At 74.4% G+C, this 25,231-nt stretch carries 26 protein-coding genes; 18 read left to right on the forward strand and 8 right to left on the reverse strand.

The window, feature by feature from the left end:
• Positions 1 to 10 precede the first annotated feature (10 nt).
• Positions 11 to 373, forward strand: coding sequence for a hypothetical protein (locus FSW04_RS03350; protein WP_146916243.1), 363 nt, complete (start codon positions 11 to 13; stop codon positions 371 to 373).
• On the forward strand, positions 370 to 1,467 hold the full coding sequence (locus FSW04_RS03355) for a carboxylate-amine ligase (protein WP_146916245.1): 1,098 nt from the start codon (positions 370 to 372) through the stop codon (positions 1,465 to 1,467). The genes FSW04_RS03350 and FSW04_RS03355 overlap by 4 nt, the downstream gene beginning before the upstream one ends.
• A gap of 9 nt (positions 1,468 to 1,476) precedes the next feature.
• Here FSW04_RS03355 and FSW04_RS03360 read toward each other — a convergent pair whose 3' ends face one another.
• The 4 genes from FSW04_RS03360 to FSW04_RS03375 are packed head-to-tail and all read right to left on the reverse strand — an operon-like array spanning position 1,477 to position 5,422.
• Positions 1,477 to 2,505 (reverse strand): L,D-transpeptidase, encoded by a 1,029-nt coding sequence (locus FSW04_RS03360; RefSeq protein WP_146916247.1) that lies wholly within the window; start codon positions 2,503 to 2,505, stop codon positions 1,477 to 1,479.
• A gap of 45 nt (positions 2,506 to 2,550) precedes the next feature.
• Entirely contained in the window at positions 2,551 to 3,429 is an 879-nt protein-coding gene (locus tag FSW04_RS03365) for a CPBP family intramembrane glutamic endopeptidase (protein WP_146916249.1), read from the reverse strand.
• On the reverse strand, positions 3,426 to 4,145 hold the full coding sequence (locus FSW04_RS03370; protein WP_228430854.1) for an HAD family hydrolase: 720 nt from the start codon (positions 4,143 to 4,145) through the stop codon (positions 3,426 to 3,428). The genes FSW04_RS03365 and FSW04_RS03370 overlap by 4 nt, the downstream gene beginning before the upstream one ends.
• 2 nt (positions 4,146 to 4,147) lie before the next feature.
• Positions 4,148 to 5,422: a mannosyltransferase family protein gene (locus FSW04_RS03375; protein ID WP_187369213.1), complete on the reverse strand. Its 1,275-nt coding sequence runs from the start codon at positions 5,420 to 5,422 to the stop codon at positions 4,148 to 4,150.
• On the opposite strand from FSW04_RS03375, the gene FSW04_RS03380 reads away from it, so the two are divergent.
• The 4 genes from FSW04_RS03380 (at position 5,423) to thiL (ending at position 9,946) form a co-directional block, all read left to right on the forward strand.
• The gene (locus FSW04_RS03380) at positions 5,423 to 6,196 is read left to right on the forward strand and encodes a mechanosensitive ion channel family protein (RefSeq protein ID WP_187369214.1); all 774 of its coding nucleotides are present in this window, start codon (positions 5,423 to 5,425) and stop codon (positions 6,194 to 6,196) included.
• A 168-nt stretch (positions 6,197 to 6,364) separates the two neighbouring features.
• Positions 6,365 to 8,623, forward strand: a complete 2,259-nt coding sequence (locus tag FSW04_RS03385; RefSeq protein WP_146916255.1) for a transglycosylase domain-containing protein — start codon at positions 6,365 to 6,367, stop codon at positions 8,621 to 8,623.
• Between the two features lie 54 nt (positions 8,624 to 8,677).
• Positions 8,678 to 8,896, forward strand: coding sequence for a translation initiation factor IF-1 (infA, locus tag FSW04_RS03390; RefSeq protein WP_146916257.1), 219 nt, complete (start codon positions 8,678 to 8,680; stop codon positions 8,894 to 8,896).
• Between the two features lie 90 nt (positions 8,897 to 8,986).
• Entirely contained in the window at positions 8,987 to 9,946 is a 960-nt protein-coding gene (gene thiL / locus FSW04_RS03395) for a thiamine-phosphate kinase (RefSeq protein WP_146916259.1), read from the forward strand.
• Between the two features lie 131 nt (positions 9,947 to 10,077).
• On the opposite strand, the gene FSW04_RS03400 is transcribed toward thiL, so the two are convergent.
• Both FSW04_RS03400 and FSW04_RS03405 read right to left on the reverse strand, forming a co-directional pair.
• Positions 10,078 to 10,833 carry a sortase gene (locus FSW04_RS03400; protein WP_146916261.1) on the reverse strand — a complete coding sequence of 252 codons (756 nt, stop codon included), beginning with the start codon at positions 10,831 to 10,833 and terminating at the stop codon, positions 10,078 to 10,080.
• Positions 10,834 to 10,839: 6 nt separating this feature from the next.
• Positions 10,840 to 12,606: a M28 family peptidase gene (locus tag FSW04_RS03405; RefSeq protein WP_146916263.1), complete on the reverse strand. Its 1,767-nt coding sequence runs from the start codon at positions 12,604 to 12,606 to the stop codon at positions 10,840 to 10,842.
• Positions 12,607 to 12,629: 23 nt separating this feature from the next.
• Here FSW04_RS03405 and FSW04_RS03410 point away from each other — a divergent pair, with 23 nt between their 5' ends.
• The 4 genes from FSW04_RS03410 to FSW04_RS03425 all read left to right on the forward strand — a co-directional run bounded on the left by FSW04_RS03410 (position 12,630) and on the right by FSW04_RS03425 (position 17,560).
• Complete coding sequence (locus FSW04_RS03410) at positions 12,630 to 13,346, forward strand: response regulator transcription factor (protein ID WP_146916266.1); 717 nt, start codon at positions 12,630 to 12,632, stop codon at positions 13,344 to 13,346.
• A gap of 78 nt (positions 13,347 to 13,424) precedes the next feature.
• A complete protein-coding gene (locus tag FSW04_RS03415) occupies positions 13,425 to 14,834 on the forward strand; it encodes a sensor histidine kinase (protein ID WP_146916268.1) in 1,410 nt (469 codons plus the stop codon).
• Positions 14,831 to 15,991 carry a S1C family serine protease gene (locus FSW04_RS03420; RefSeq protein ID WP_146916270.1) on the forward strand — a complete coding sequence of 387 codons (1,161 nt, stop codon included), beginning with the start codon at positions 14,831 to 14,833 and terminating at the stop codon, positions 15,989 to 15,991. Before FSW04_RS03415 ends, FSW04_RS03420 begins: the two co-directional genes overlap by 4 nt.
• Positions 15,992 to 16,099: 108 nt before the next feature.
• Complete coding sequence (locus FSW04_RS03425; RefSeq protein WP_146916272.1) at positions 16,100 to 17,560, forward strand: alpha,alpha-trehalose-phosphate synthase (UDP-forming); 1,461 nt, start codon at positions 16,100 to 16,102, stop codon at positions 17,558 to 17,560.
• A 6-nt stretch (positions 17,561 to 17,566) separates the two neighbouring features.
• Here the strand turns inward: FSW04_RS03425 and FSW04_RS03430 are convergent, their stop codons facing one another.
• A complete protein-coding gene (locus FSW04_RS03430) occupies positions 17,567 to 17,950 on the reverse strand; it encodes a hypothetical protein (RefSeq protein WP_146916274.1) in 384 nt (127 codons plus the stop codon).
• A gap of 128 nt (positions 17,951 to 18,078) precedes the next feature.
• Here FSW04_RS03430 and rpsF point away from each other — a divergent pair, with 128 nt between their 5' ends.
• The 8 genes from rpsF (at position 18,079) to FSW04_RS03470 (ending at position 24,422) form a co-directional block, all read left to right on the forward strand.
• A complete protein-coding gene (gene rpsF, locus FSW04_RS03435; protein ID WP_187369215.1) occupies positions 18,079 to 18,432 on the forward strand; it encodes a 30S ribosomal protein S6 in 354 nt (117 codons plus the stop codon).
• A 197-nt stretch (positions 18,433 to 18,629) separates the two neighbouring features.
• Complete coding sequence (locus tag FSW04_RS03440) at positions 18,630 to 19,115, forward strand: single-stranded DNA-binding protein (RefSeq protein WP_187369216.1); 486 nt, start codon at positions 18,630 to 18,632, stop codon at positions 19,113 to 19,115.
• Positions 19,116 to 19,182: 67 nt separating this feature from the next.
• Positions 19,183 to 19,860, forward strand: coding sequence for a pentapeptide repeat-containing protein (locus tag FSW04_RS03445; protein WP_146916280.1), 678 nt, complete (start codon positions 19,183 to 19,185; stop codon positions 19,858 to 19,860).
• Between the two features lie 123 nt (positions 19,861 to 19,983).
• On the forward strand, positions 19,984 to 20,319 hold the full coding sequence (gene rpsR / locus FSW04_RS03450) for a 30S ribosomal protein S18 (protein WP_146916282.1): 336 nt from the start codon (positions 19,984 to 19,986) through the stop codon (positions 20,317 to 20,319).
• Between the two features lie 2 nt (positions 20,320 to 20,321).
• Entirely contained in the window at positions 20,322 to 20,771 is a 450-nt protein-coding gene (rplI, locus tag FSW04_RS03455; protein ID WP_146916284.1) for a 50S ribosomal protein L9, read from the forward strand.
• 162 nt (positions 20,772 to 20,933) lie between these two features.
• Positions 20,934 to 22,322 (forward strand): replicative DNA helicase, encoded by a 1,389-nt coding sequence (gene dnaB, locus FSW04_RS03460; protein WP_228430856.1) that lies wholly within the window; start codon positions 20,934 to 20,936, stop codon positions 22,320 to 22,322.
• Positions 22,322 to 23,059, forward strand: a complete 738-nt coding sequence (locus FSW04_RS03465; RefSeq protein ID WP_146916287.1) for an ATP-binding protein — start codon at positions 22,322 to 22,324, stop codon at positions 23,057 to 23,059. Before dnaB ends, FSW04_RS03465 begins: the two co-directional genes overlap by 1 nt.
• Before the next feature lie 28 nt (positions 23,060 to 23,087).
• The gene (locus FSW04_RS03470; protein ID WP_146916289.1) at positions 23,088 to 24,422 is read left to right on the forward strand and encodes an adenylosuccinate synthase; all 1,335 of its coding nucleotides are present in this window, start codon (positions 23,088 to 23,090) and stop codon (positions 24,420 to 24,422) included.
• Positions 24,423 to 24,505: 83 nt separating this feature from the next.
• On the opposite strand, the gene FSW04_RS28095 is transcribed toward FSW04_RS03470, so the two are convergent.
• The gene (locus FSW04_RS28095) at positions 24,506 to 25,213 is read right to left on the reverse strand and encodes an acyltransferase (protein ID WP_146916291.1); all 708 of its coding nucleotides are present in this window, start codon (positions 25,211 to 25,213) and stop codon (positions 24,506 to 24,508) included.
• Between the last annotated feature and the right edge of the window lie 18 nt (positions 25,214 to 25,231).

A 25,231-nucleotide genomic window follows, 5' to 3' on the forward strand; every position in this document is an offset into this window, starting at 1 on the left:
GTCTAAGGACGTGCTGGAGCGCGTCCTGCGACTGGCGGCGATCATCTGCAGCCTCCTGGTCGCGGCCGGGTGGGTGTGGTTCGCCGCCAACGAGACCAACGCGGCCTCCCAGGACACCCAGCAGGAGATCGCCGGGCGTCAGGCGGCCCGCGTCGCCGACCCCAGCCCGGACCAGGAGCGCGCGCGCGAGCGGGTCAACGGCAAGGTGCACGAGGCCATCGACGACGCCAACGACGTCCTGCTCAAGCCGTTCGCGTTCGTCGCCCGCAGCAGCTCGAGCAAGTGGGTGCGCCGGACGGTGCCCGCGCTGCTGGCGCTGCTGGTCTACGGCTTCGGGCTCGGCCTGCTTGCCCGCTTCGCCGCCGGACGATGACGGCCACGGCCTTCGGCGGCGCCGGGCGGGACTTCGCCCTCGGCGTCGAGGAGGAGCTCATCGTCGTCGACCCGGTGACGCTCGCGCTGTCGCACACGGGCGTCGAGGTCCTGGAGCGGATGGAGGTGCCGGAGGGGACGGGGTCGGCGCACCCCGACACCTACGCCGCGCTCGTCGAGCTCGCCTCGCCCGTCGTGCACTCGGCGGGCGAGGGCGTGGCGTCCATCGCCGCGCTGCGCGCCCGGGCCCGGGCCGCCGGGGCGACGCTCATCGGCGCCGGCATCCATCCCGACGGCGCGTTCGGCGACGTGGTGCACGTGCCCGAGGCGCGCTACGACGAGATCCACGCGCAGCTGCGCGGCCTGCTGCGGCGCACCCCGACGTGCGCGCTGCACGTGCACGTGGGGATGCCGGACGCCGAGACGGCCATCCGCGTGTACAACGGCCTGCGCGAGCACCTGCCGCTGCTGCAGGCGCTGGCGGCCAACTCGCCGTTCTGGCACGGACACGACTCCGGGCTGGCGACGGCGCGGGCCCAGCTCTTCCGAGGCTACCCGCGCGGCGACATCCCCCCGGCGTTCGCGTCGTTCGCCGCGTTCGAGGATCTCGTCGACCAGCTCGTGGCGGCCGGCGACGCGCCCGACTACACGTTCCTGTGGTGGGACCTGCGGCCCCACCCGCGCCTGGGCACGGTCGAGCTGCGCGCCATGGACGCGCAGTCGTCGCTGTGGTCGGTCGCGGCGCTCACCGCGCTCGTCGCCGGGCTGGCGCGCGCGGCCGCCGAGGACGACCGGCTCTCCTGGACGCCGCGGGCGGTCCTCATGGAGTCGAGCTTCCGCGCCGCGCGCGACGGGCTGGGCGCCACGCTGCTGCACGAGGGCGCGCTGCGCCCGGTGCCCGAGATCGCGCGCGCCGCCGTGGCCCGCGCCCGCCCGTTCGCCGCCGAGCTGGGCTCCGAGGAGCAGCTGGGCCTCGTGGAGCGGCTGCTGACCGAGGGGGGCGGGGCCGACCGCCAGCGCGCGGCACACGCCCGCGGCGGGATGCCCGGGCTCCTGCGCCACCTGGCCGCGGAGACTGCGCACGACCTCGCCTAGGGGCTAGGCCTAGGTGTAGACGTCCACGAGGTCGCCATAGGAGATCCAGCGGAAGATCGACACGGCGTCGGGCACCGGCTCGCGCAGGCACCCGTGGCTGGCCGCGTAGACCGGGACCTCGGCGTAGCCGTGGATCCCGTAGCCGCCGTGGAAGTAGGACGTGAAGACCATGCCCTTGGCGTTGGTCCCGGGCGTCTTGGAGTACACGCGGAACGTGCCCAGGACCGTCGGCGTCGACGGCTTGCCCGACGAGATCGGGTAGATCCGGTCGACCTTGCCGCCCTTGATGAGCGCCATGACCTGCAGCGAGAGATCCGCCTCGACGTGCTTGCCGTGCTTGGGGAAGCGGATCTTGAACCGCCCGGCGCCGCGCACGAGGCGGCGCATCATGTCGCTCGTCGCGGTCTCCGTGCGCGCCAGGCCGGTGACCTTGCGGAAGGCCAGGACGGCCCGCGCGGTGCGCGCGTCGTAGAGGCCGCGGGCGCCGACGACGTAGCCCAGGCGGCGCAGGCGGCTCTGCAGGAGGCGCACGCCGGCGCCGCGGGCGCCGGGCGCCACGCTGCGGGGCAGCACGTCGAGCCCGTGGGCCTTGGCGACCATCGTCGCCTGCTCGGCCGTGGCGCGATGGCTGGCGCGCACCACGAGGTGGCCGCGGCCCGTCGTGCGCAGCCCGAGCAGGAACGTGCCCGTGGCCCCGTCGCTGCCCGGCCGCACCGCGACGCGCCGGCTGACGACCTTCGTCGTCCCGCGGTAGAGGCGCACGACGACCTGCTGGCCGGCGACGTAGGGCGCGACGGTCCCCTCGACGCGGACGCGATCGCCCGACAGCACCGCAGCGGGCGAGCCCGTGACCTTCTTGAGCACGATGGACAGGGCGCCCGGGGCGGGGACCTGCGGGACCGGCGGGACCGGCGGGGCGACGGGGGGCGGCGTGGTCGTGCTGGGCGGCGTCGTCCCCGACGGGACCGGGGTCTGCGCCGCGGCCGGCGCGGCGACGGCGGCGGCAGCGGCGACGACGAGGGCGATCGGGCGGCGCATGGGCGCGCGCATCGTACTGAGCAGGACCGCGGTCCGGTACGAGGATCAGGCGGTTCGGGCGGCGAGGTCCGGCTCTGGACCCCAGGCCCGCAGCCCGAGGGCCACGAACAGCGCGATGCCGCCCAGGGCGCCGATCAGCACGACGGGGATCTCCCAGCCCCAGTGCTCGCTGCTGGCCATGGCGAAGGAGTTGTTGATGCAGTGCAGGGCGATGCCGGGATACAGGGAGCGCGTCCGGTCGCGCAGCAGGCACAGCCCGGTGCCCAGGACGGCGAGCGGCACGAGGAAGGCGATCGGCGAGCCGAAGACGTGCACGACCCCGAACGCCAGGCCGGTCAGCACGGCCGCCGGCCAGAGGCCGAGCCGGCGCAGCGAGCCGAAGAAGTAGCCGCGGAACAGGAACTCCTCGGCCAGCGGCGCGCACACGCACACCACGAACGTGACGGCGACGAGCGCGATCGTGCTGCGGTCGGCACCCAGGTCCTTCGTGATCGTGTCCTGCTCGCTGGACCGGCCGATCGCCGTCAGCCACAGGTAGCTGACGAGGATGAACGCGAGGTAGCCGCCGATCGTCAGGCCGATCGCCGCGCGGACGCTGGACGGCGGGCGCAGGCCGAACTGCCACGGGCGCGGCCGGGCGATGATGCGGGCGAACAGCAGGGCGGCGCCGACCAGGCACGCGTCCTGGACGACGATCGACGCGATGCTCACCGACGGCGGCGGGTCGCTCAGGCTCGCCCCGAACGCGGCGCCGATGCCGCCGATGAGGATGGCCAGGAGCGTCGCCGCGCCGAAGCCCGCGAGGAGGGCCGCGGGGCCCGACCAGGCCGGCCACGCGGGCATGGCCCGGCGCGGCGGCGCGCCCGCGGGAAGCTCCGGGTGCTCGGGCGGGGAGGGGTGCGGCGCGGCCGGGACGCTCGTCATGCGCCCTGGAGGGTAGGGCCCTCGGGCCCCACGAGCGCCCGCAGGTCCGCGATGGCGCGCAGGCCGCGGGCCGCGGCGCGCCCGGTGCGGTCCACGAGCACGGGCGCGATCCCCGCCGCGCGGGCGCCGGCGACGTCGGCCTCGACGCTGTCGCCGACGTGCAGCGCCCGCTCGGGCGCCACGCCGCCGGCCAGCTCCAGCGCCCGGGCGAAGATCGCCGGGTCGGGCTTGGCCGCGCCGGCCTCGGCCGAGCTGATGGCCGCGTCGACCAGCGGCGCCAGGCCGGTGGTCGCCAGGGCCTCGTGCAGGGAGACGTCCCAGTTGCTGACGACGACGAGCGCCGCGCCGCGCGAGCGCAGCTGCGCCAGCACGCCCGGGACGTCCGGGAACGCCCGGAAGCGCAGGCTGGCCAGCAGGACGTCGCGGAGGTCCGGCAGGCCACGCGCGTGCTCGGGCAGCGCCGCGTCGAGCACGCCCGCGCAGCGGTCGCGCAGGTCGGCCAGCGCGGCGCCGTCGACCGCCTCGTCGTGGTGGGCGCGGTAGTAGGCGATCTCGGCCCGCAGCGCGACCGCGGCCTCGTCGCGGCCGATCGTGACGCCGCGCCGCGCCAGCTCGGCGCACAGCAGCGGCGCCGGCGGGTCGAAGCCCAGCAGCGTGCCCATCGCGTCGAGCAGGACGGCGTCGCGGCCGTCGGCCAGCCCCCGTGCGGCGCCCACGCTCAGGCCACCCAGTGCCAGGTCGAGAAGAGCGCGCTGAACGCCGCCAGGCCGGCGGCGAAGAGCCCGAGGACGACTGCGCGGCGCGCCGCCGACCCGCGCGCGAGCCAGAGGCCGATCCAGAGGAACAGCGGGTACAGGACGGCCTCGAAGCGCGGCAGGGACATCAGCGGCTGCGGGCCCACGGGATAGGACAGCGGCAGCAGCAGCGCGGTGGCGGCGTAGGCGCCGTGGGCGAGCGGCAGCCGCCGCAGCGCGCCGGCCAGGGCCGGGACGGCGGCCACGAGGAACCCGAAGAGCATGAGGTTGTGGCGCCCGACCTCGACGGGGTCGCCGCCCGCCGGCCGGAAGTACACGGGCGGCGCGGCGCCGTGGACGACCTGGCGCGCGCCGTCCCACGCGGCGACGGCGCCGTCGCGCACCCCGGCCCAGGGGCCGGCCAGGCTGCGGTGCCACGTGTCCTGGGCCGAGAACGGGGCCGTGAACCCGTGGCCGCCCAGTGCGAGGAAGCCACAGTAGGCCAGCAGGCCGAGCGGGACGACCCCCAGCCAGGCCAGGTCGGCGACCCGCGCGCGCCCGGGACCGCGGGCCCGCCACCCGTCGAGCCACAGCAGCGCGAGCGGCACGAGCAGCAGCAGGCCGGCGCTGCGCGTCGCCGCCGCCAGCGCCCCGAGGACGCCCGCCGCCGCCCAGCGGCCGGTGCGGGCGCAGAGCACAGCGCCGACCGACACGAGCAGGAACAGGGACTCCGAGTAGGCCGCCGAGAACCAGAGCGCGCCCGGGAACAGCGCGAGGGCCAGGACCGCCCAGCGCGCGGCCTCGTCGCCCACCTCGAGCACCGCGAGCCGGTGCAGCACCGCCAGCGCGGCCAGGAACGCCGCGCAGGAGATCGCGATCGCCGCCAGCAGCGGCGAGCCGCAGAGGATCCCGCCCACGCGCACCAGCAGCGGGTAGAGCGGGAAGAACGCGGTGCGGTCGCCGCCGTCGTAGCCCGAGCCGGCGATGGCCAGGAACCACACCGAATCCCAGCGGGCGGCCGGGCCGACGAGCAGGTCGGCCAGCGGACCATAGGGCCGCGTGAGACCGGCCGGGTCGAACGCGACGCGATGGGCGGCCTGTTGGCCCCAGACGCCGATCGCGGCCAGGCCGGCGGCCCACACCACGACGCGCGAGATCCAGAACGCCCGCCACGCCGCGGCCAGGTCGGCGCGATCGGCGAGCGGGGCCCGGTGGCGAGCCCTCGTCGCGGCCCCCTGCTCTTGTACGGTCAGCGCCACGTGACCCACATCGTCGCGGAGACCTGGCTCCACCGCCACAGCGGGCTGTTCACGGCCCTCGGGACGCTCCTGGCCGCAGCGCTCATCGTGCTCGTCCTGGACCGCTTCCTCGTCCGCCGCGCCGGGCGCCTGGCCCGTGCCGTGACGGGCTACGACGGCCTGTCGCAGGACGCCGCCACGCGCCTGCGCTTCGCCCGGCGCACGGTCGAGGCGGTCATCGTCGTCATCGCGATCGCGATCGCGCTGTCGCAGTTCGACTCGCTCGACAAGGTCGGGCGCACCCTGCTGGCCTCCAGCGCGATCACCGCCGCCGTCGTCGGGTTCGCCGCGCGCCAGACGCTGGCCAACGCGGTCGCCGGGATCCTGCTGGCCGTCGTGCAGCCGATCCGCATCGGCGACCTCATCACGTTCGAGGGCGAGACGGGCACCGTCGAGGACGTCGGGCTGACCTACACGTGGCTGCGCACGGGCGCCGACGCCCGGATCCTCATCCCCAACGAGCGCCTGGCCGGTGGGATCCTGCGCAACGACTCCATCCGCTCGCCGACGGTCTCCACCGAGGTCTCGGTGTGGCTGGCGCCCGACGCCGACGAGGCCGTGGCGCTCGAGGCCCTGCGCGCGCTCGGCGTCCGCGCGCGGCTGGCCGAGAGCACCCACGAGGGGCTGCGCCTGGTGGTCGTCGGCGACCCGGCCGCGCCCGGCGACCGGATCGCCCGCGAGGGCGACCTGCGGGCGGCGGCGCTCGGCGCGCTGCGGGCGTCCGGCGTGCGCTGAGGGGCGAACGCCGGCCCAGGGGCCGGGTTGGCTGCGGATGTCGGCCCCGGGGGCCGCACCTGCGGACCCGCGCCGTCGGACCGGCGGAGGGTTCTCGGGACCGGGCTAGAATCAGCACTTCGCGTGCGCGCCTCTGGGGAGGGGCTGACCAGCGCCCGCCTCCACCTCATGTCCCGCCGCGAACGTCAGCGCCGCCGCAGTCGCAACAAGGGTGGACCCGCCCGCCCCGTCTTCCTGGCGCTCGGCGTCCTGACGACGCTCGCCGCGCTCGCCGTGCTCGGCGCCGTCGGCTGGGTCGTCTCCGTCGCCACCTCCGGGCCCGAGCTCTCCAGCCTCAAGCCCCAGGACCAGGGCGCGGCCTCCGTCGTCTACGCCGCCGACGGCACCCGCCTGGGCTTCATCACGACCGACATCCTGCGCACCCCGATCACCGGGACCCAGATCCCGCAGGTCATGCGCGACGCCACGGTGGCGATCGAGGACCGCCGGTTCTTCGACCACAAGGGCGTGGACTTCGAGGGTGTCGTGCGCGCCGCGGTCAAGAACCTGGAGTCCAAGAACGACGTCCAGGGCGGCTCGACGCTGACGATGCAGCTCATCCGCAACCTGTACACCAAGAACACGACGCGCAGCGGCATCGAGGGCTACAAGCGCAAGATCCGCGAGGCCAAGCTGGCCGAGGAGTTCGAGAACCTCCACCCCGGTCGCAAGGGCAAGCGCTACATCCTGGACCAGTACCTCAACAACGTCCCCTACGGCACCGTCGGCGGCAAGACCGCAGTCGGCGTGCAGGCCGCCGCGCGCATCTTCTTCAACAAGTCGGCCTCCGAGCTGACGCTCTCGCAGGCCGCGCTGCTGGCCGGGCTGCCGCAGGCGCCCTCGCTCTACAACCCGTTTCTGGACCGCGCCCGCGCGACGCAGCGTCGCAACGACGTCCTGCGCGCGATGGCCGGCCAGGGCTACATCACCCAGGATCAGGCCGCCAAGGCCATCGCGACGAAGATCGACGTCAAGGACAACGGCTACTACTCCAAGCGCCGCGAGAGCTACTTCTTCGACTACGTCCGCCAGCAGCTCATCGACGAGTACGGCGTCGACAAGGTGCGCGCCGGCGGGATGCACATCTACACGACGCTCGACCTCAAGATGCAGACGGCCGCGCGCAAGTCGATCGACACCGCGCTGGCGGGCACCGACCGCTCGGGCGCGATCGTCTCCGTCGACCCGCGCAACGGCGAGATCAAGGCCATGGCGTCCAACGCCCAGTACGGCCAGTTCAAGTTCAACCTCGCCTCCCAGGGCCACTACGCCGCGGGCTCGACGTTCAAGGTCATGGTCCTGATGACCGCGCTGCGCATGGGCGTGGACCCGGACACCACGACCTACACGTCGATGCCGCTGAAGTTCAACGACCCCAAGTGGGGCCCGATCGACGTCCACACCTACTCGGGCACCTACATCGGCCGCGCGAACCTCGTCCGGGCGACGCTGCAGTCCGACAACTCGATCTACGAGCAGCTCGACCTCGACGTCGGCCCCGAGAACGTCAAGCAGACCGCGATCGACATGGGCATCAAGACCCACCTCGACGGCTACCCCGCCGAGGGCCTGGGCGGCCTGACCAAGGGCGTCACGCCGCTGGAGATGGCCAACGCCTACGCGACGATCGCGTCGGGCGGCTGGCGCAACCGGGTCACCGCCGTGCGCAAGGTCTGCTTCCCCAAGGCGGTCAACGCGGTCAGCGGGTTCACCTGCACGCAGGAGAAGATCCACCGCCACAAGGCCTTCGAGGACGGCGTCACCGCCAAGGCGACCGAGATCCTCAAGAAGAACGTCGAGGCCGGCACGGGCACCAAGGCGCAGTACGGCTGCCCGGCGGCCGGCAAGACCGGCACGGTCGACGACTTCACCGACGCGTGGTTCGTCGGCTTCACCCCGCGCCTGTCGACGGCCGTCTGGGTCGGGCACGCCACCGACCGCCGCACCCTGGGCGCCGGCGCCGCCGGCGGCGAGGTCGCCGCGCCGATCTGGGGCGCCTACATGAAGACCGCCCACGGCTCCTACTGCGGCGACTTCGCCGCGCCCAAGGTCCCGTTCAAGTCCACGCCGTTCTTCGGCAAGTACGCCAAGACCGGTGTCCAGGGCAACCAGGTCGACCCGAGCACCTACCAGACCGACGCCAACGGCGGCCAGAGCCTGGAGACGGGCAAGAAGGGCAAGACGGGCGCCAAGGACGGCAAGGGCACCGGCAACGGCTCGACGAAGTACCCGCCCGACGCCTACGCGAACCCGCCGCAGGGCACGCCGACCACGCAGGCCCCGGCCGCGACGCCGACGACGCCCGCCACCGGCACGCCGGCCCCCACGCCCACCCCGGCGCCCGCGCCGTCGACGGGCGCCGGCGGGGGCACCGCGCCGCCGCCCTAGGAGCGGGGCGGGCCCCTCCTTCGCGCACCCCCGGCACTGGTACGGTCACCCGGGATGCCCAAGGAGGAGAAGGTCGAGTTCGAGGGCGAGGTGCTCGAGGCACTGCCGAACGCGATGTTCCGCGTCGAGCTCGACAACGGCCACGAGGTCCTCGGCCACGTGGCCGGCAAGATGCGCCGCTTCCGCATCCGGATCCTCCCGGGCGACCGCGTCCGGGTCGAGCTCAGCCCCTACGACCTCAACCGGGCGCGGATCGTGTACCGCCATCGATGAACGCCGGCCCGGAGGGCCGGGTGCATCCTGCGAGAGCTCGCCAGGGGCTCGCGCTCGCCGCCCGCGGTCTCCGCTAGCGTCGTGGCGCTCATGGGCGAGCTCGCGCTCATCGCCGCGTTCCAGGAGCTGCTGACCAACCGCTCGCAGCGCATCGTCCGCTGGTCGGGCGACGACTGCGCGGTCGTGCGCGCCCGGGCCGTGCAGGCCGTGAGCGTCGACGCCATGGTCGACGGGGTCCACTTCCGCCTCGACCACCCCGGCGTCACGCCCGCCGACGCCGGGCACCGCGCGATGGCCGCCGCGCTCAGCGACCTCGCCGCCATGGGCGCCGAGCCGGGCGAGGCCTACGTCGTGCTCGGCCTGCCGCCCGGCTTCGACACCGACGACGCGACCGCGCTGGCCGGCGGCATGGAGGACGTCGCGCGCGCCACGGGCACGACGATCGCCGGCGGCGACGTCACGCGCGCGCCGGTCCTGACCATCTCGGTGACCGTCGTGGGCTGGGCCGACGACGAGGCCGCCCTCGTCGGGCGCGACGGCGCGCGGCCCGGCGACGCCGTGGTGGTCACCGGCACGCTCGGGGGCTCCGGCGCGGGGCTGGCCATCCTCGAGGGCCGGGCGACCGGCCCGGCCGCGCTCGTGGCGCGCCACCTGCGTCCCGAGCCGCGGATCGCCGACGGCCTGGCCCTCGCGCGGGCCGGGGCCCACGCCATGATCGACGTCTCCGACGGCATCGCCACCGACGCCGCCCACCTGGCCCGCAGCAGCGGGGTGCACCTGGAGCTCGACCTCGACGCCCTGCCGCTGGCCGACGGCGTGGCCGAGGTGGCCGCGCAGCTCGGCGCCGACCCGCGCGAGATGGCGGCGACCGCCGGCGAGGACTACGAGCTGTGCGCCTGCGTCGCCCCGGCCGCCCTGGCCGGCCTGACCGTGCGGGTGACGGTCATCGGCCGGGTCGCCGAGGTCGCGCCGGGCGGCGTGCCCGAGGTCAGCTTCGCGGGAGCGCGCCCGGGCCGGACCCTGCGGGGCCACGAGCACGAGGTCGGCTGAGCCGCCGGCGACGTCCGGCGGCGCGGAGCAGCAACGCCTCGGCGACCGCCCGGCAGTCGACGACGTAGGTGTCGAGCTGGACCTGCGTCTTGAGCTGTTGGACGTGCATGGCCCGGTGGGGAACCATCGGGTCAGGCGGGCGTGGGGGTGAGCGGCGCGGGGAGCCGATCGGACCCTTGTCCACCCCGCACGATGGGTTGCGGTATGACGCGGGCCAGCCGGGCGAACACGACGATCCGCTTCGCGGCGCTGAACAGCGGATGGCACGCGCTGAGCACGAGCGTGTCCGTGCGGGCCCGGCCCAGGATCCACAGCGCGTCGGGGTCGACGATGCGCGTGCGCTCCACGTTGTAGGTGAAGGTCGCGTAGGGCATCTCGATGGTGATCGCGTCGCCCGCGCGCAGGCGGTCGATGTGCCGGAACGGGGCCAGGTAGGTCGTGCGGTGCCCGGCGATCGCCGTCGTGCCCGGCACCCCGGGCAGCGCGGTCTGGTCGTAGGTCCCGGGACCCTTGCGCAGCGCCGCGGCGCTCGAGCCCTTGACGACCACGAAGTCGGCGCCGATGCGCGGGATGCGGATGCGGCCCACGGCGTCGCCCTCGGCCGTGCGCCGGCGCAGCGAGCGCGCGAGGAACGCGATGCGCCGGCGGTCGCCGGCCAGGCCGGCCAGGGCCCGCGCCTCCAGCCGCGTCGGGCCGGCGCGCTGCAGCCGGCGCAGGTCGTCGCGCAGCCCGTCCTGGCGCAGCCGGGTCTGCAGCGCGGTTACCGGCTCCTGCCACAGCAGCGTGAGCACGGCGTCGGCCAGGACGAGCGCCCCGGCGACGATGAGGACCGTCGAGGCGGCCCGCAGCGCGCGGCGGCGCCGGGGGGAGGCGGTGGGCGCCGGCACGCGCGCCTACCGCCGCAGCGCCGACTCGGTGCCGCCGAGGGAGCCCGGACCGGCGTAGCTGACCGGCCCGCGGACCGTGACGTCCTGGGGTCCCTCGTCGCGCGGGCGGCGCTTGCGCACCGCCACGAGCGCCGCCGACACCGCGCAGCCCCAGAACAGGCTCCACAGCACCCAGGAGCCGATGGGCACGTGCCCGCCGGCGACGAGGATCGTCCAAAACCACACCGAGTGCGGGACGTCCAGGCCGAACGCCCGGCCGTCGGCCAGCCCGACGAGCAGCACGGGCAGCAGCGCGGCGAGCACGAGCGCCAGGCCCGCCGGCCGCGGCAGGCGCAGGTCGGGCGAGGACGTCCACAGCCACAGGTGCAGCGCCGGGACCGCGAGCGCCGCCGCGTACGGGTTGGCCAGCCAGAGCCCGGCCACGACCGCCCACGTGACCAGCCCGACCGCGATCCCCGCCCCCGGCGTGTCGGGATGGCCGCCGCCGGCGACCACGCGCAGCAGCGCGGGCCGCGTGAGCACCCAGCCGAGCACGAAGACGAGCACGATCGCCGCCAGCGCCCCGGCCGGCCCCGCGCCGAGGCGCAGCGCCACCGCCGGGATCGGCCCGCCCGGCGCCACCGCGATGAGCCCGACCAGGGCCAGCAGCACCGCGAACACGCAGGCCATGAGGAACGGCACCGCGGCCGAGAGGGTCCATGCCGCCCAGCGCAGCACGGGCTCGTTGCGCCGGCGGGTGCGCGCCAGGGCGTCGACGCCCGCCACCAGCACGGGCAGCAGCAGCGTGCCGACGAGCAGGCGCACCGCCCACTCGGGCAGGACCTTGCCGCGGATGACGAGGTCGGCCCGCGGCGGCTGCGCCGCGTCGCGGAAGTCGTCCAGCGCGTAGAGCACCCGCAGCGCCGAGCGCCCGAACGCGCTCAGGCGCTCGCGGCTGACCGGGGCGCGGGCCGCCGGCGCCCGCTCGCCCGTGGCCGACAGCAGCACGGCGGGCTGGCCGGCGCGCAGGAACGCGCCCTGCTCGCCGACCGTCACCGGGACGGCCATCCGCAGCCACTGCGTCACCGCGCGCGGGCCGCCGGGATCGGTCCCGACCTCGGCGCGCACCGCGTTCTGCACCGTGCGCAGGAGCTGCAGCGGCGCCTGGCCCACCCCGTCGGACCAGCCGACGACGAACGGCCGGCGCCTGCCGGTCGCGCCGACGGCACCGAGCACGAGGACCGCGTCGGCGCGGCCGCCGAGCCGGCGGGCCTCCTCGCGGGCGCCCGCGAAGCCCCCGCTGCCGCCGCTGGTGGAGATGAACGTGATCGTGCGCCGCAGCCGGCCGTCGGCGGCGATCGTCGCCAGCTCGATGAGCGCCGCGGTCGCCGAGAGCTCCGCGCGGGCCCCGGGGCCGGCGGCGTCGCGGTGGGCGACGACGACCAGCGGCGGCCCCGGCGCGCCCGGGCGCGTGGCCACGACGTCGACGAGCGTGCGCCGTCCGTCGATCGTGTCGGCCTGGTAGCGGTGCTGCTCCACCGTGCCGGGGACGACGGCCCGCAGGCGCCGTGCGACCTCGGAGGCCATCGCGTCGTCGGTCGCACTGCCGGGGCGCCGGCGCTCGTAGCGGGCGACGAGGTCGTCGAGCGTCTGCTGCGCCCGCACCCCGTCGAAGGCGTCCGGCACCAGCGTCGTCCCCACCGCCCGCGGGCGATCCTGCAGGGAGAACGCCGCCACGAGCAGCGCGAGGAGCACGGGGACGAACGCGACGCGATAGAGGCGCGGGTCGAGCATCCGCCTACAGTGTCTCTCAGACGATGGCCGAACGCGCCCCCCGGATCCTCCTGGCGGACGACGAGCAGTCGATCCAGACGCTCCTGAGCTTCCCGCTGCGCAAGGACGGCTACGAGGTGACCACGGCCGCCGACGGCCGCGAGGCCCTGGCGCGGTTCGGCGAGGGCCGCTTCGACCTCGTCGTGCTCGACGTGATGATGCCCCGGATGGACGGCCTGGAGGTCTGCCGCCGGATCCGCGCGCGCCACAACGTGCCGATCATCATGCTCACCGCCAAGGCCGAGGAGATCGACAAGGTCCTCGGCCTGGAGCTCGGCGCCGACGACTACATCACCAAGCCGTTCTCCCTGCGCGAGTTCCGCAGCCGCGTCCGGGCTGCCCTGCGCCGCGCCGGCATGCAGACGGTCACCGACCCGCCCGAGGCCGAGGACCTGCCGCTGACGGTCCACGAGCTGTCGATCGACCCCGCCAAGCGCGCCGTGCGCGTCCGCGACACGCCCGTCGAGCTGACGTTCGTGGAGTTCGAGATCCTCAACGCCCTGGCCCGCAACCCGGGCCGCGTGTTCACCCGCGACATGCTGCTCACCCGCATCTGGGGCGACAGCGCCTACCGCGATCCGCGCACGATCGACGTCCACATCCGCCATCTGCGCGAGAAGCTCGAGACCGACGCCAAGGACCCCGAGTACCTGTTCACGGTCCGCGGCGTGGGCTACCGGTTCCGCGACGAGGCGCGATGACCCGGCCCGCGGCGGGGCCGCCCGGGCGCACGCCCGCAGCCGCCTGACGGGCGCCGACAGCGCACCGATGACGCTGACATGAGATCGCTGCGGACCCGCCTGGCGCTGCTGGTCTTCGTGATCGTCGCCGTCGCGGTCGGCGTCGTCGCGCTCGGGGTGCTGCAGTCGCTGGACGGCGCGCTGCGCGACCGCCAGCTGCGCGGGCTGCGCGAAACGGCCCGCCAGAACTCGGCGGCCATCGACGCCGCCATCGACCGCGGGGACACCGCGGGGCGCATCAACCGCCTCGTGCGCGACGCGGCCGACCAGACGACCTCGCGCGTGACGCTGCTGGGCGTGGCGCGCACGCCCGGCGACGTCGAGACGTTCCTGAAGTCCGACTCGACCGCCGAGGTCGAGATCCGCGACCTGCAGTTCGACGTCGCGGTGCAGGCGGCGCGGACGGGCCGTCCAGCGGTCGGCACGGAGGCCGGGGACGCCGGACGGATCGGCGAGGCGGCGCTGCCGCTGCGCTACCGCGACCCGCAGACGCGGCGCTGGGTCATCGGCTCGGTCATCGTCTGGTCGCGTCCGCTGGACGACATCGCCGACACGGTGGCCGTCGTGCGCAACCGGCTGCTGGCCGCCGCCGTCATCGCGCTGGTCGCCGCGGCCCTGGCCGCGATGGCGGTCTCCCGCGCCCTGTCGGCGCGCGTCAACCGCCTGCAGCGCGTCGCCGCCCGCGTCGCCGAGGGCGACCTGGCGGCGCGCTTCCCGGTCGACACGCGTGATGAGATCGGGCGCCTGGCGAGGACGCTGGAGGCCATGCGGCTCCAGCTCGCCGAGCTCGACGACGCCCGCAAGCGCTTCATCGCCACGGCCTCTCACGAGCTGCGCACCCCGCTGTTCAGCCTCGGCGGGTTCCTCGAGCTGCTCGAGGAGGAGGACCTCGACGAGGCCGACCGGCGCCGGTTCGTCACCCAGCTGCGCGAGCAGGTCCTGCGGATGCAGAAGCTGGCCACCGACCTGCTCGACCTCTCCCGCCTGGAGGCCGGGTCGCTCGAGCTGCGCTCGGAGGAGACCGATCTCGGCGACATCGCCCGGCGCGTCGCCGGCGAGTTCGCACCCGCACTGGCCGCCCACGGCTCGCACGTCGAGCTGCGCCTGCCGCGCGACGCGGTGCGCGTCGACTGCGATCCCGAGCGCGTCGCCCAGGTCATGCGGATCCTGATCGACAACGCGATCACCCACACCCCGGCCGGGACCGACCTCGTCGTGTCGGCCTCGCGGCGCGCCGACCACGCCCGGCTCGGCGTCGGGGACTTCGGACCGGGTATCCATCGCACGATGCTGCCGCGGATCTTCGAGCCGTTCGTGACCACCGACGACGCCCAGGGGTCGGGCCTGGGGCTGGCCATCGCCCGGGAGTTGGCCGAGCGCATGAACGGCAGCCTCGCCGTCCAGAGCCAGGCCGGGCGCACGACGTTCACGCTGGAGCTGCCGGCATGACGCGCGCGGCGGCCCGGGCGGCCGCGCTGGCGGCGACGGTCGCGGCGGCCGCCGCCGCGGCGGGCTGCGGGGGCGACGCGGACCGCGGGGGCGGCGCGCCGCGGACGCTGGAGCGCACGACGCGCGTGGAGGTCGTCCAGCAGGCCGGCGACGCGCCGGCCGGCTTCGATCCCCAGGGCATCTACCGCCGCGAATCCCCCGGCGTGGTGACGATCGTGGCGTCGGGCTTCGGCGGCTCCGACCAGGGCGGTCTGGGCTCGGGGTTCGTGCTCGACGCCGGCGGCGAGATCGCCACCAACGCCCACGTCGTCACGACGGGCGAGGGCCGCGCGATCCGCAAGGCCGGCGTGGTCTTCGTGCGCTTCGGCGACGGCAACCAGGTCGGCGCCCGGGTCGTCGGCTTCGACCCGTTCGCCGACGTGGCCCTGCTGCGCGTCGACCCCGCGGGCCTCACGCTGCACCCGCTCGTCCTGGGCTCGCTGCGCGACGTGCGGGTCGGCGAGCCCGTCGCGGCGATCGGCTCGCCGTTCGGCGAGGAGCGGTCGCTGTCGACCGGCGTGATCTCGGCGACCGACCGCGACATCCAGTCGCTGACGGGCTTCCAGACCTCCGGCGCGCTGCAGACCGACGCCGCGATCAACAGCGGCAACTCCGGGGGCCCGCTGCTCGACGCCCGCGGGCGCGTCCTGGGGATCAACTCGCAGATCCGCACCACCTCGGGCGAGGGCAGCGGCGTGGGCTTCGCGGTGCCCGTCGACGCCGTGCGGCGCTCGCTGGACCAGCTGCGCGCCCGCGGCAGCGTGCGCTATGCCTACCTCGGGGTCTCCACCAAGGAGGTCTATCCGCAGCTCGCCGAGCAGTTCGACCTGGGGACCGACCGCGGCGCCTACGTGCAGGGCGTCGTCCCCGGCGGCCCCGCCGACCGGGCGGGCCTGCGCGCGGGGACCGACCGCCGCACGTTCCAGGAGGCCCCGTGGCGGATCGGCGGTGACATCATCACGGAGGTCGACGGGCGCGCCGTGCACGTGGACTCCGACGTCAGCGCCGCCCTGCTGGCCCACGACCCGGGCGACGTCATCCGGATGCGGATCGTGCGCGACGGGCACGTCAGGACGGTGACCGTGACGCTCGGCACCCGGCCGCTGCAGTCGCCCTGAGCCGCACGCCGGCCCCGGGGCCGTGGAAAGCGCCCCGTCCGGGTACGGCCGATCCGCACCGAGCCACGAAGATGGGAAGCTGATGACGATGAAGCGCGGGTGGCAGCCATGAGCGAGGAACGACGACCCCTGGTCCTGGTCTCCAACCGGGGACCGGTCACCTTCGGCGACGACGGCGGGTTCAAGCGCGGCACGGGCGGCCTGGTCACGGCCCTGACCGGCCTGGCCTCCCATCGCGAGGTCGTGTGGATCGCGTCGGCGCTGACCGACGGCGACGCCCGCAAGGCCCGGGAGTCCGACGGCACGTCGTTCCGCATCGAGGCCGACGACGGCGACTTCCAGGTCCGCCTCGTCGAGAGCGACCCCGAGGCCTACGACCGCTTCTACAACATCTTCGCCAACCCGATGCTGTGGTTCATCCAGCACTACCTCTGGGACCTGTCCAACGCCCCGGACGTGCGCCGCAACGAGATCGAGGCGTTCGAGTTCGGCTACAACGTCGTCAACGAGGACCTCGCCAAGGCCGTCGTCGAGGAGATCGAGGGCATCGACGAGCCGGTCGTGATGGTCCACGACTACCACCTGTACACGCTGCCGGCGCTCGTGCGGCGCGCGCGCCCCGACGCGTTCCTGCACCACTTCGTGCACATCCCGTGGACCCAGCCCGACGCGTGGCGCGTGCTGCCCCGCGGCGTGCGCCGCGAGATCTACGAGGGCCTGCTGGCCAACGACATCATCGGGTTCCACACGCGCTCCTACCGGTGGAACTTCCTGCAGTGCTGCCGCGACCTGCTCGACAACGTCGAGGTCGACTTCGAGGCCGGCATCGTGCGCTTCGAGGACCGCGAGGTGTGGGTCCGCGCCTACCCGCTGCCCATCGACGCCAAGGCGATCCGGCGCACGGCCCAGTCCGCGCGGGTCGACGAGCTCGAGCGCGAGCTGCTGCGCCGGCGCCGCGAGCACCTCGTGCTGCGCGTCGACCGCGCCGACCTGTCCAAGAACGTGCTGCGCGGGTTCACGGCGTTCGACCTGTTCCTCGAGCAGCACCCCGAGTTCAGCGAGCGCGTGACGTTCGTGGCCCAGCTCATGCCGTCGCGGACCGACGTGCCGGAGTACGCGGAGTACCTCGAGCGCATCGAGGCCATCGTGGCCGTCGTCAACCACCGCCACGGGACGCCGGACTGGATGCCGATCCAGCTCAAGCTCAAGGACGACCTCGAGGAGGCCGTCGCGGCCTACAAGAACTACGACGTCCTGCTCGTCAACGCGATGTTCGACGGCATGAACCTGGTCGCCAAGGAGGGGCCGATGGTCAACGAGCGCCACGGCGTCTCCATCCTGTCGGAGAACACCGGCGCCCACGAGGAGCTCGGCGAGTTCGCGCTGAGCGTCAACCCGTTCGACATCCAGGAGCTGGCGGACTCGATCCACGCCGCCCTGACGATGGGCCCCGGCGAGCGCGCGCGCAGGGCCGAGGGCCTGCAGGCCATCATCACCTCGCGCGACCCCGGCGACTGGATCGACGAGCAGATCGCCGACATCCGCAAGAAGGCGGGCGTCGAGGCCTGAGCGCGGTCACGGCGCGAACTCCGCGCCGGGGTCGGGGAGCGGCGCGGCGGCCGGCGGCGCCGCGACGGCGGGCGCGGCGGCCGGCGGCGGCGGAGCGCGCCGGTGGCGCCGGTGGCGCCGGCGCCGGTGGCGCCGCGGATGGGGCGCGGGCCGCGGCGCGGCGCCCCGGGCGCGTCGCGCGGCGGGCCGCCGGCGCGACGGGAGCGAGGACGGCGGCAGGGCCACGGGGGCCGCGCGCTGGGCGGCCCCCGCGACCGGGGGCGGGGCGGCCGGCGGCAGCAGCGGCGCCGAGCGCAGGCGGGGCCAGGCGACGACGAGCGCGATCGCCGTCAGCACGGCGGCGGCCCGGCCCACGTTGGACCAGCGGATGCGATGCAGGAGATCGAGCACGACCTCCACAGGGCCGGCCGAGCACGTTCCCGCCCCCCGGGCGTCGCCGGGCGGACGCGAGCCGCTATAGTCGTCCGCCGCCCTCGGGGCGACTTCTTATGCCTGCTCAGAACCCCACGTACGACCTCATGCTCCTGCTCGACACGGCTGCGCCGGACGACCAGAAGAGCAAGGTGCTCGCCGAAGCCGAGCGCATCCTGCAGACCAACGGCGCCACCGTCGTCGGCACGCACGACTGGGGCGTGCGCCGGACCGCCTTCGAGATCCGCCACAAGAACGACGCCGAGTACCACCTGCTCCAGTTCCAGGGCGGCCCGGAGGTCCCGGCCGCGCTGAGCCGCTACCTGCGGATCACCGACGGGGTCGTGCGCTTCCGCGTCATCAAGCTCCGCGCCGGCACGCCGCCGCCGCCGGACCTGCGCGCCGCCGCCGAGCCCGTGGCCGAGGCGCCGGCCGAGTCGGCGCCCGTCGAGCGCCTGTAGCGCCAGCGCCCACCCCGGCAGGACCCGCAGCGCCGCCTCCGCGGCGCTGTCGTCGTCCTGGGGCGCGTCAGATCGCCGCCGTCCGCGGCGACCCTGCAACGAAAGCCCCCAAACTCCACGGAGTCCGGCGGTCCGGTCCGGACCGGCCCCTAGACTCGCCGCACACTTCGAAGTTCGCCCCCGAAAGGAGCCACAGCGTGGCCGCCACGAACATCAACCGCGTCGTGCTGACCGGCAATCTCACCGCCGACCCGGAGCTGCGCTCGCTGCCGAGCGGCACCTCGGTCTGCAAGCTCCGCGTCGCCTGCAACACCCGTCGCAAGAACAACGCGACCGGCGACTGGGAGGACAAGCCCAACTACTTCGACGTCACGGTCTGGGGCGCGCAGGGCGAGAACGCCGCGCGCTACCTGTCCAAGGGCCGTCCCGTCGCCGTCGACGGGCGCCTGGAATGGCGCGAGTTCCAGGACCAGGCGGGCAACAAGCGCCAGGCCATCGACATCATCGCCGACTCCGTCCAGTTCCTCGGGGGCCGCGAGGACGGTGCGGGCGGTGGTGGCGGCGGGTTCACGCCGCGCTCCGACGTCCCCGTCGACACGGGCGACTTCGCCCCGGCGGGTGCGTCGACCGGCGGCGGCAACGCCCCGGCGCCGGCGCCGGCCGACGACGACATCCCGTTCTGAGCGCCATCGCCCACGCGACGTCGCACCCGAGCCCCCGGCGCCACGCGCGCCGGGGGCTCGCTGCGTCATGGGCGGCCTGACGCGCGCGCAGGCGCCGGCGGCGCCGCGGCCGGCCGTCGCGCTGGAGGCGGCCGACCTCGCCGTGACCCCGCTGGCCGACGACGGGCTCTGGGAGGCCCTGGCCCTCACGGGCCGTCCGCCCGAGCCCCTGCGGGCCCGGGCGGCCACGCTGGAGGCCTGCCACGTGCTCGGCAGCCTGGCGGGTGCCCACCTGCACGCGCTGCACGTCTCCGACACCGAGCTGACCGACGCCGACCTCGCCAACGCCGACCTCCAGGGCGCCGAGCTGACGCGCACCGAGCTGCGCCGCAGCCGGCTCACGGGCGCCCAGCTCGTCGAGGCCCGATTGCGCGACGTGCTGCTCGACGGGTGCGGACTGTCCTACGCCGTGCTGGCCGGCGCCCGGCTGGACCGCGTGCTCCTGCGCGACTGCGACCTGCGCGAGGCGTCGTTCGAGCAGGCCTGGCTGCGCGACGTGCGCTTCGAGCGCTGCGACCTGACCGAGGCGGCGTTCGGGCAGGCGCGGCTGGACCGCGTCGAGCTCGAGGGCTGCCGCCTGGCGGGCCTGCGCTCCGCGGCCGACCTGCGCGGCGCGGCCCTGCCCTGGCCCGACCTCGTCGAGCACGCCGGGCTGCTGGCGGCCGCCCTCGGCATCGGCGTGCTGACCGACGACGGGGACGCCTGAGGCCGGTTCGGGGCCGACCCGAAACCCGGCACGGCTCCGGGTTTGTCACACTGTGGGTTCGCGCGCCTGCCCCAAGGCGCGTTTCGCACGTTCGGACTTCACCGACAGAGGACTTCAAGCACCGTGGCCAAGCAGCGCAAGACCGCTACGAAGCCGTCCCGACGCAGGGACAAGAAGGGCGGCCCCGGCAGCGGCCGGCGCAAGCCCTGCCCGTACTGCAAGGACAAGATCGAGCAGGTCGACTACAAGGACGTCACCGAGCTGCGCCGGTTCGTCTCCGAGCGCGGCAAGATCCGCTCCCGGCGGATCACCGGCGCCTGCCGCCGGCACCAGAACCAGATCGCGACGGCCGTCAAGCGCGCCCGCGAGCTGGCGCTGCTGCCCTACGCGGCCGAGCCGGCCTCCGAGAGCGTCGGCGGCCGCCGCGGCGGGCGCGACCGGGATCGGGACCGGGACTAGCCGTGCCCGAGGCCATCCTGCTCAAGGACGTCGAGGGCGTCGGTGCCCGTGGCACCGTCGTCGACGTGTCGAAGGGCTACCTCCGCAACTTCCTGATCCCGCGCAAGCTGGCCGCCCCGGCGACCAAGGGCGCGGTCAACGAGGCGCGCCGCTCCCAGGAGGCCCATGACCGCGAGGCCGCCGGCCGCCGCGCCCGGGCCCAGGAGCACGCCGAGCAGCTCAACAAGACCGTGCTCACCATCGCCCAGCAGGCCGGTGAGGACGGCCGCCTGTTCGGCTCGGTCACCAACCAGGACCTGGCCGAGGCGATCAAGGAGGCCCGCGGCATCGAGGTCGACCGTCGCAAGATCCACCTCGAGGACCCGATCAAGAACGTCGGGACCTACCAGGTCGTGCTCGAGGTCGACGAGGGCGTCACCGCCACCGTCAAGGTGATGGTCACCGAGGCCTGAGCCTCCCGCCGCACCATGCTTGGCCGACGGCGCCCCACGGGGCGCCGTCGTCGTTGTGCGACGGCTCCGCGGCGCCCGCCGGCGGGCCCGTCACGAAATCGCTCGTGTTTGCGGCAAGGGCCCGTCCATGCCGCCTGCCGGCGCGCTACGTTCGATCGCCCCGTGAGCGCCTACCCCCAAGACGTGCCGGCCATGACCACCCAGGGCATGGCGCCGCCGCACTCCATCGAGGCCGAGCAGTCCGTCCTCGGCGCCGTGCTGCTCTCCGACAAGGTCCACTACGCCTACGTCATCGAGGAGGGCCTGCGGCCCGAGGACTTCTACCGGGAGCGCCACCAGGTCATCTACCGGTCGATGCTCGAGCTCTACAACGAGAGCGAGCCCATCGACGTCGTCACGGTCACCGAGCACCTCCGGGCCCGCGGCGCGCTGGACAACGCCGGCGGCCCCGCGGAGATCGATGCGCTGACCGCCGCGGTGCCCGCGGTCGGCAACCTGCGCCGCTACGGCCAGATCGTCCGCGAGATGTCGCTGCTGCGCAAGCTGCTCACGGCGACCTACGAGATCCAGTCCTCGGTGCACAACCACGAGGGCCTGCCGCGCGACATCGTCGAGTTCGCCGAGAAGGCGATGCTCGAGGTCGGCCGCGACGACCGCCAGAAGGACTTCCGTCGCGTCGGCGAGGTGCTCCACGAGGAGCTGGACCGCTGGCACGAGCTGTCGACCGAGGGCCGCTCGCTGACCGGCACCCCCTCGGGCTTCCACGACCTCGACGAGATCACCGGCGGCTTCCAGCCGGGCAACATGATCATCGTGGCCGCCCGACCGTCCATGGGCAAGTCGGCCCTGGTCACCAACTTCGCCGAGAACGTCGCGCTCAGCCAGGACCGCCCGCGGCCCGTCGCCCTGTTCAGCCTGGAGATGTCGGAGTCCGAGCTGGCCCAGCGCTTCATCGCGTCGCAGGCCTCCATCAAGGGCGACGACCTGCGCAAGGGCCGCCTCAAGGACCAGCGCAAGTGGCAGCGCGTCCTGGAGACGGCGGCGCGCTACGACACCTCGCCGCTGTTCGTCGACGACTCGTCGGACATCGGCATCCTCGAGGTCCGCGCGAAGGCGCGGCGCCTGCACCAGCAGACGATGGCCGAGTACGGCGGTCTCGGGATGATCATCGTCGACTACCTCCAGCTCCTGCGCACCGACGCCCGCCAGGACAACCGCGTGCAGGCCATCGGCGAGGTCTCCCGCGGGCTGAAGATCCTCGCCCGCGAGCTCGAGGTCCCCGTCATCGCGCTGTCGCAGCTCTCCCGCGGCGTGGAGTCGCGCACCGACAAGCGCCCGATGCTGTCCGACCTGCGCGAGTCGGGCCAGATCGAGCAGGACGCCGACCTCGTCATGTTCATCTACCGCGACGAGTACTACAACGAGAACACCGACCGGCCGGGCGAGGCGGACCTCATCATCGCCAAGCACCGCAACGGCGGCCTCGGCGACGTGCCGCTGACCTTCCAGGGCGAGTACCCGCGGTTCCTCGGCCTCCAGCGGGCGGCGTAGTGGCGCGCTCCTGCCCGTTCGGGGCCTGCGACGGCTCGGGGATCCTCGTCGACGAGGCCGCGCGGACCGCGTCGTTCTGCCGCTGCCGCGGCCAGGTCGTCGCCACCGCCCGCGCCCGCGGGCTCTCGGCCGTCATCCCGCGCAAGTACCGCGGAGTCTCGTTCGACCGCCCGCCGATCACGACGATCCGCGACGGGATCGTCGCGCGCGTCCGCGCCTACGTCCGCGACCTCGACGCGCGCCTGGACGCCGGCGAGGGCCTCTGGCTCTACGGGCCGGTCGGGACGGGCAAGACGTCGCTGGCCATGCTGGTCTCCAGCGCCGCGCTGGACGCCGGCCGCTCCGTCGCGATCTACTCGCTGCCGCGCCTGCTGGCCGAGATCCGCACCACCTTCGACGACGACAGCCCCGGCACGTACACCGACCTGCTGGACCGGCTGGCCTCCGTCGACCTGCTGCACATCGACGACGTCGGCGCCGAGAAGACCAGCGCCTGGGTCCTCGAGCAGCTCTACGCGCTCATCAACACCCGTTACGAGGACGAGCGGGCGGTGATCATCACCACCAACCTGGAGCGCGACGATCTCGCCGAGCAGATCAACGAGCGCACCGTCTCCCGGCTCGAGGAGATGTGCGAGGTCCTCCCGGTGACCGGCGCCGACCTGCGCCGCCAGACGTTCGGGCTCGCCGAGCCCGAGCCGGCCGACGTCTCGCCCGCGCGGTGGGACGTGGCCTGACGGCCGCGCCGCCTACACTTCCCCGGACATGCCAGGCACCGTCGTCGTGGGCGCCCAGTGGGGCGATGAAGGCAAGGGCAAGGTCATCGACCTGCTCGCCGAGCGGGCCGACGTCGTCGTCCGCTTCCAGGGCGGCAACAACGCCGGCCACACCATCATCCACGCGGGCGAGACGTGGAAGTTCCACCTCATCCCGTCCGGGATCCTGTACCCGGGGCGCACCTGCGTCATCGGCAACGGCGTCGTCGTCGATCCGGCCGTCCTGTGCTCGGAGATCGACGACCTGCGGGCCCGCGGGGTCGACGTCGGCGGGCTGAAGCTGTCGGCCAACGCGCACCTGATCATGCCCTACCACCTGCTCCTGGACATGGAGGGCGAGCACAAGCTGGGCAAGAACCTCATCGGCACCACCAAGCGCGGCATCGGCCCGGCCTACGCGGACAAGGCCGCGCGGCTGGGCATCCGCGTGCAGGACATGCTCGACGAGCGGATCCTCAAGAAGAAGATCGCCGCGGCGCTGGAGCCCAAGCGCCAGCAGCTGCGCCCGTTCTCGCGCGAGATCGACCTCCAGGCGATGACGGAGGAGTACCTCACCTACGGCCACCGCCTCGAGCAGCACATCGCCGACACCTCCGCGCTGGCCTGGCGGGCGCTGGACGAGGACAAGCACGTCCTCTTCGAGGGCGCCCAGGGCGCGCTGCTGGACATCGACCACGGCACCTATCCCTTCGTGACCTCGTCGAACCCGGTGGCCGGTGCGGCCGCCGTCGGCGCCGGCGTCGGCCCGCGCGACATCTCCGAGGTCTGGGGCGTGACCAAGGCCTACGCCACGCGCGTCGGGGCCGGGCCGTTCCCGTCCGAGCTCGAAGACGAGGCTGGCGAGGAGATCCGCCAGAAGGGCGCGGAGTTCGGCACGACCACCGGCCGTGCGCGCCGAACGGGCTGGCTCGACGTCGTCGCGCTGCGCTACGCCGCGCGGCTGAACTCGCTGTCGGCCCTGGCCGTCACCAAGCTCGACGTGCTGAGCGGATTCGACACGATCAAGGTGTGCACGCGCTACCGCGGCACGAAGGACCAGGACTTCGTCACCGACACCTTCCCCTACCACCAGTCGGTGCTGCACCACGCCAAGGGCGAGTACGAGTCGCTGCCCGGCTGGAGCGAGGACCTCAGCGAGATCCGCGCGGAGGCCGACCTCCCGCAGGCCGCCCGCGACTACCTCGCCTACGTCGAGGCGGCGGTCGGCGTGCCGATCGTCCTCATCGGCGTGGGGCCGGGCCGCGAGCAGATCATCTGGACCGAGGCCGCCAAGGACTCCGCGCTGGCCGCCGACGCCATGCGCGCGGCGTCGGCCACCTCCTAGCGACACAGGTGACGCAGCCGCGGGTCCGGCCCCATGGGCCGACACCCGCTGTGAGGGAGCCCGGCCCCTGGGCCGGCGTTCCCCTACCGGCGCCAGTTCTCGACGAGCTCGGCGTCGGCGACCTGGCGCACGACGCGCGCCGGGACGCCCATGACCAGCGCGCGCGGCGGGACGTCGTTGGTCACCACGGCGCCGGCGGCGACGAACGCCTCCTCGCCGATCTCCACGCCGGGCACGAGCGTCGAGCCGCCGCCGATGCGGCAGGCCCGGCGCAGCGTGGGGCCGCGCAGCGGCTCGCCGCGCGGGTGGCGGCCCATCGCGTCGTCGTTGGTCATGACCGCGCCGGGGCCGATGAAGACGTCGTCCTCGATCGTCATGTAGGCCGTGACGTACACGCGCGACTGGATGCGCACCCGCTCGCCCACGACGGTGTCGTTGTCGACCGTCGAGCCCTGGCCGATGATCGAGCCCGCGCCGATCCGCGCGCGCTCGCGCACGTAGGCCTGGTCGCCGATGATCACGCCGTCGCCCAGCTCGGCGCCCTCCATGAGGATCACGCCGGCGCAGATCCGCACGCCGTCGCCGACGCGCAGCGGGGGCGGCGCCTCGCGCGAGGCGGTCGAGGTCGGGCCGAGCACGAGCGGCTTGCCCAGGATCGCCCCGTCCTGGACGGAGACGCCGTCGCCGAGCACCACGCCGGCGTGCACGACGACGTTGGCCCCGAAGGCCACGTCGCGTCCGATGCGGGCCTCCGGGCTGAGCACGAGTCCGGGGACGGCGCCGTCGATCATGCCGGATACCCTAGTCGG

The sequence above is a fragment of the Baekduia soli genome, assembly GCF_007970665.1.
GTDB classification, from domain to species: domain Bacteria; phylum Actinomycetota; class Thermoleophilia; order Solirubrobacterales; family Solirubrobacteraceae; genus Baekduia; species Baekduia soli.

Bases quoted from the DNA above. Each gene is read 5' to 3' on its own strand.
- FSW04_RS03355 (WP_146916245.1), top strand. From the start codon at position 370: ATGACGGCCACGGCCTTCGGCGGCGCCGGGCGGGACTTCGCCCTCGGC.
- FSW04_RS03360 (WP_146916247.1), bottom strand. From the start codon at position 2,505: ATGCGCCGCCCGATCGCCCTCGTCGTCGCCGCTGCCGCCGCCGTCGCC.
- FSW04_RS03365 (WP_146916249.1), bottom strand. From the start codon at position 3,429: ATGACGAGCGTCCCGGCCGCGCCGCACCCCTCCCCGCCCGAGCACCCG.
- FSW04_RS03385 (WP_146916255.1), top strand. From the start codon at position 6,365: ATGTCCCGCCGCGAACGTCAGCGCCGCCGCAGTCGCAACAAGGGTGGA.
- infA (WP_146916257.1), top strand. From the start codon at position 8,678: ATGCCCAAGGAGGAGAAGGTCGAGTTCGAGGGCGAGGTGCTCGAGGCA.
- thiL (WP_146916259.1), top strand. From the start codon at position 8,987: ATGGGCGAGCTCGCGCTCATCGCCGCGTTCCAGGAGCTGCTGACCAAC.
- FSW04_RS03405 (WP_146916263.1), bottom strand. From the start codon at position 12,606: ATGCTCGACCCGCGCCTCTATCGCGTCGCGTTCGTCCCCGTGCTCCTC.
- FSW04_RS03410 (WP_146916266.1), top strand. From the start codon at position 12,630: ATGGCCGAACGCGCCCCCCGGATCCTCCTGGCGGACGACGAGCAGTCG.
- FSW04_RS03415 (WP_146916268.1), top strand. From the start codon at position 13,425: ATGAGATCGCTGCGGACCCGCCTGGCGCTGCTGGTCTTCGTGATCGTC.
- FSW04_RS03420 (WP_146916270.1), top strand. From the start codon at position 14,831: ATGACGCGCGCGGCGGCCCGGGCGGCCGCGCTGGCGGCGACGGTCGCG.
- FSW04_RS03425 (WP_146916272.1), top strand. From the start codon at position 16,100: ATGAGCGAGGAACGACGACCCCTGGTCCTGGTCTCCAACCGGGGACCG.
- rpsF (WP_187369215.1), top strand. From the start codon at position 18,079: ATGCTCCTGCTCGACACGGCTGCGCCGGACGACCAGAAGAGCAAGGTG.
- FSW04_RS03445 (WP_146916280.1), top strand. From the start codon at position 19,183: ATGGGCGGCCTGACGCGCGCGCAGGCGCCGGCGGCGCCGCGGCCGGCC.
- FSW04_RS03470 (WP_146916289.1), top strand. From the start codon at position 23,088: ATGCCAGGCACCGTCGTCGTGGGCGCCCAGTGGGGCGATGAAGGCAAG.
- FSW04_RS28095 (WP_146916291.1), bottom strand. From the start codon at position 25,213: ATGATCGACGGCGCCGTCCCCGGACTCGTGCTCAGCCCGGAGGCCCGC.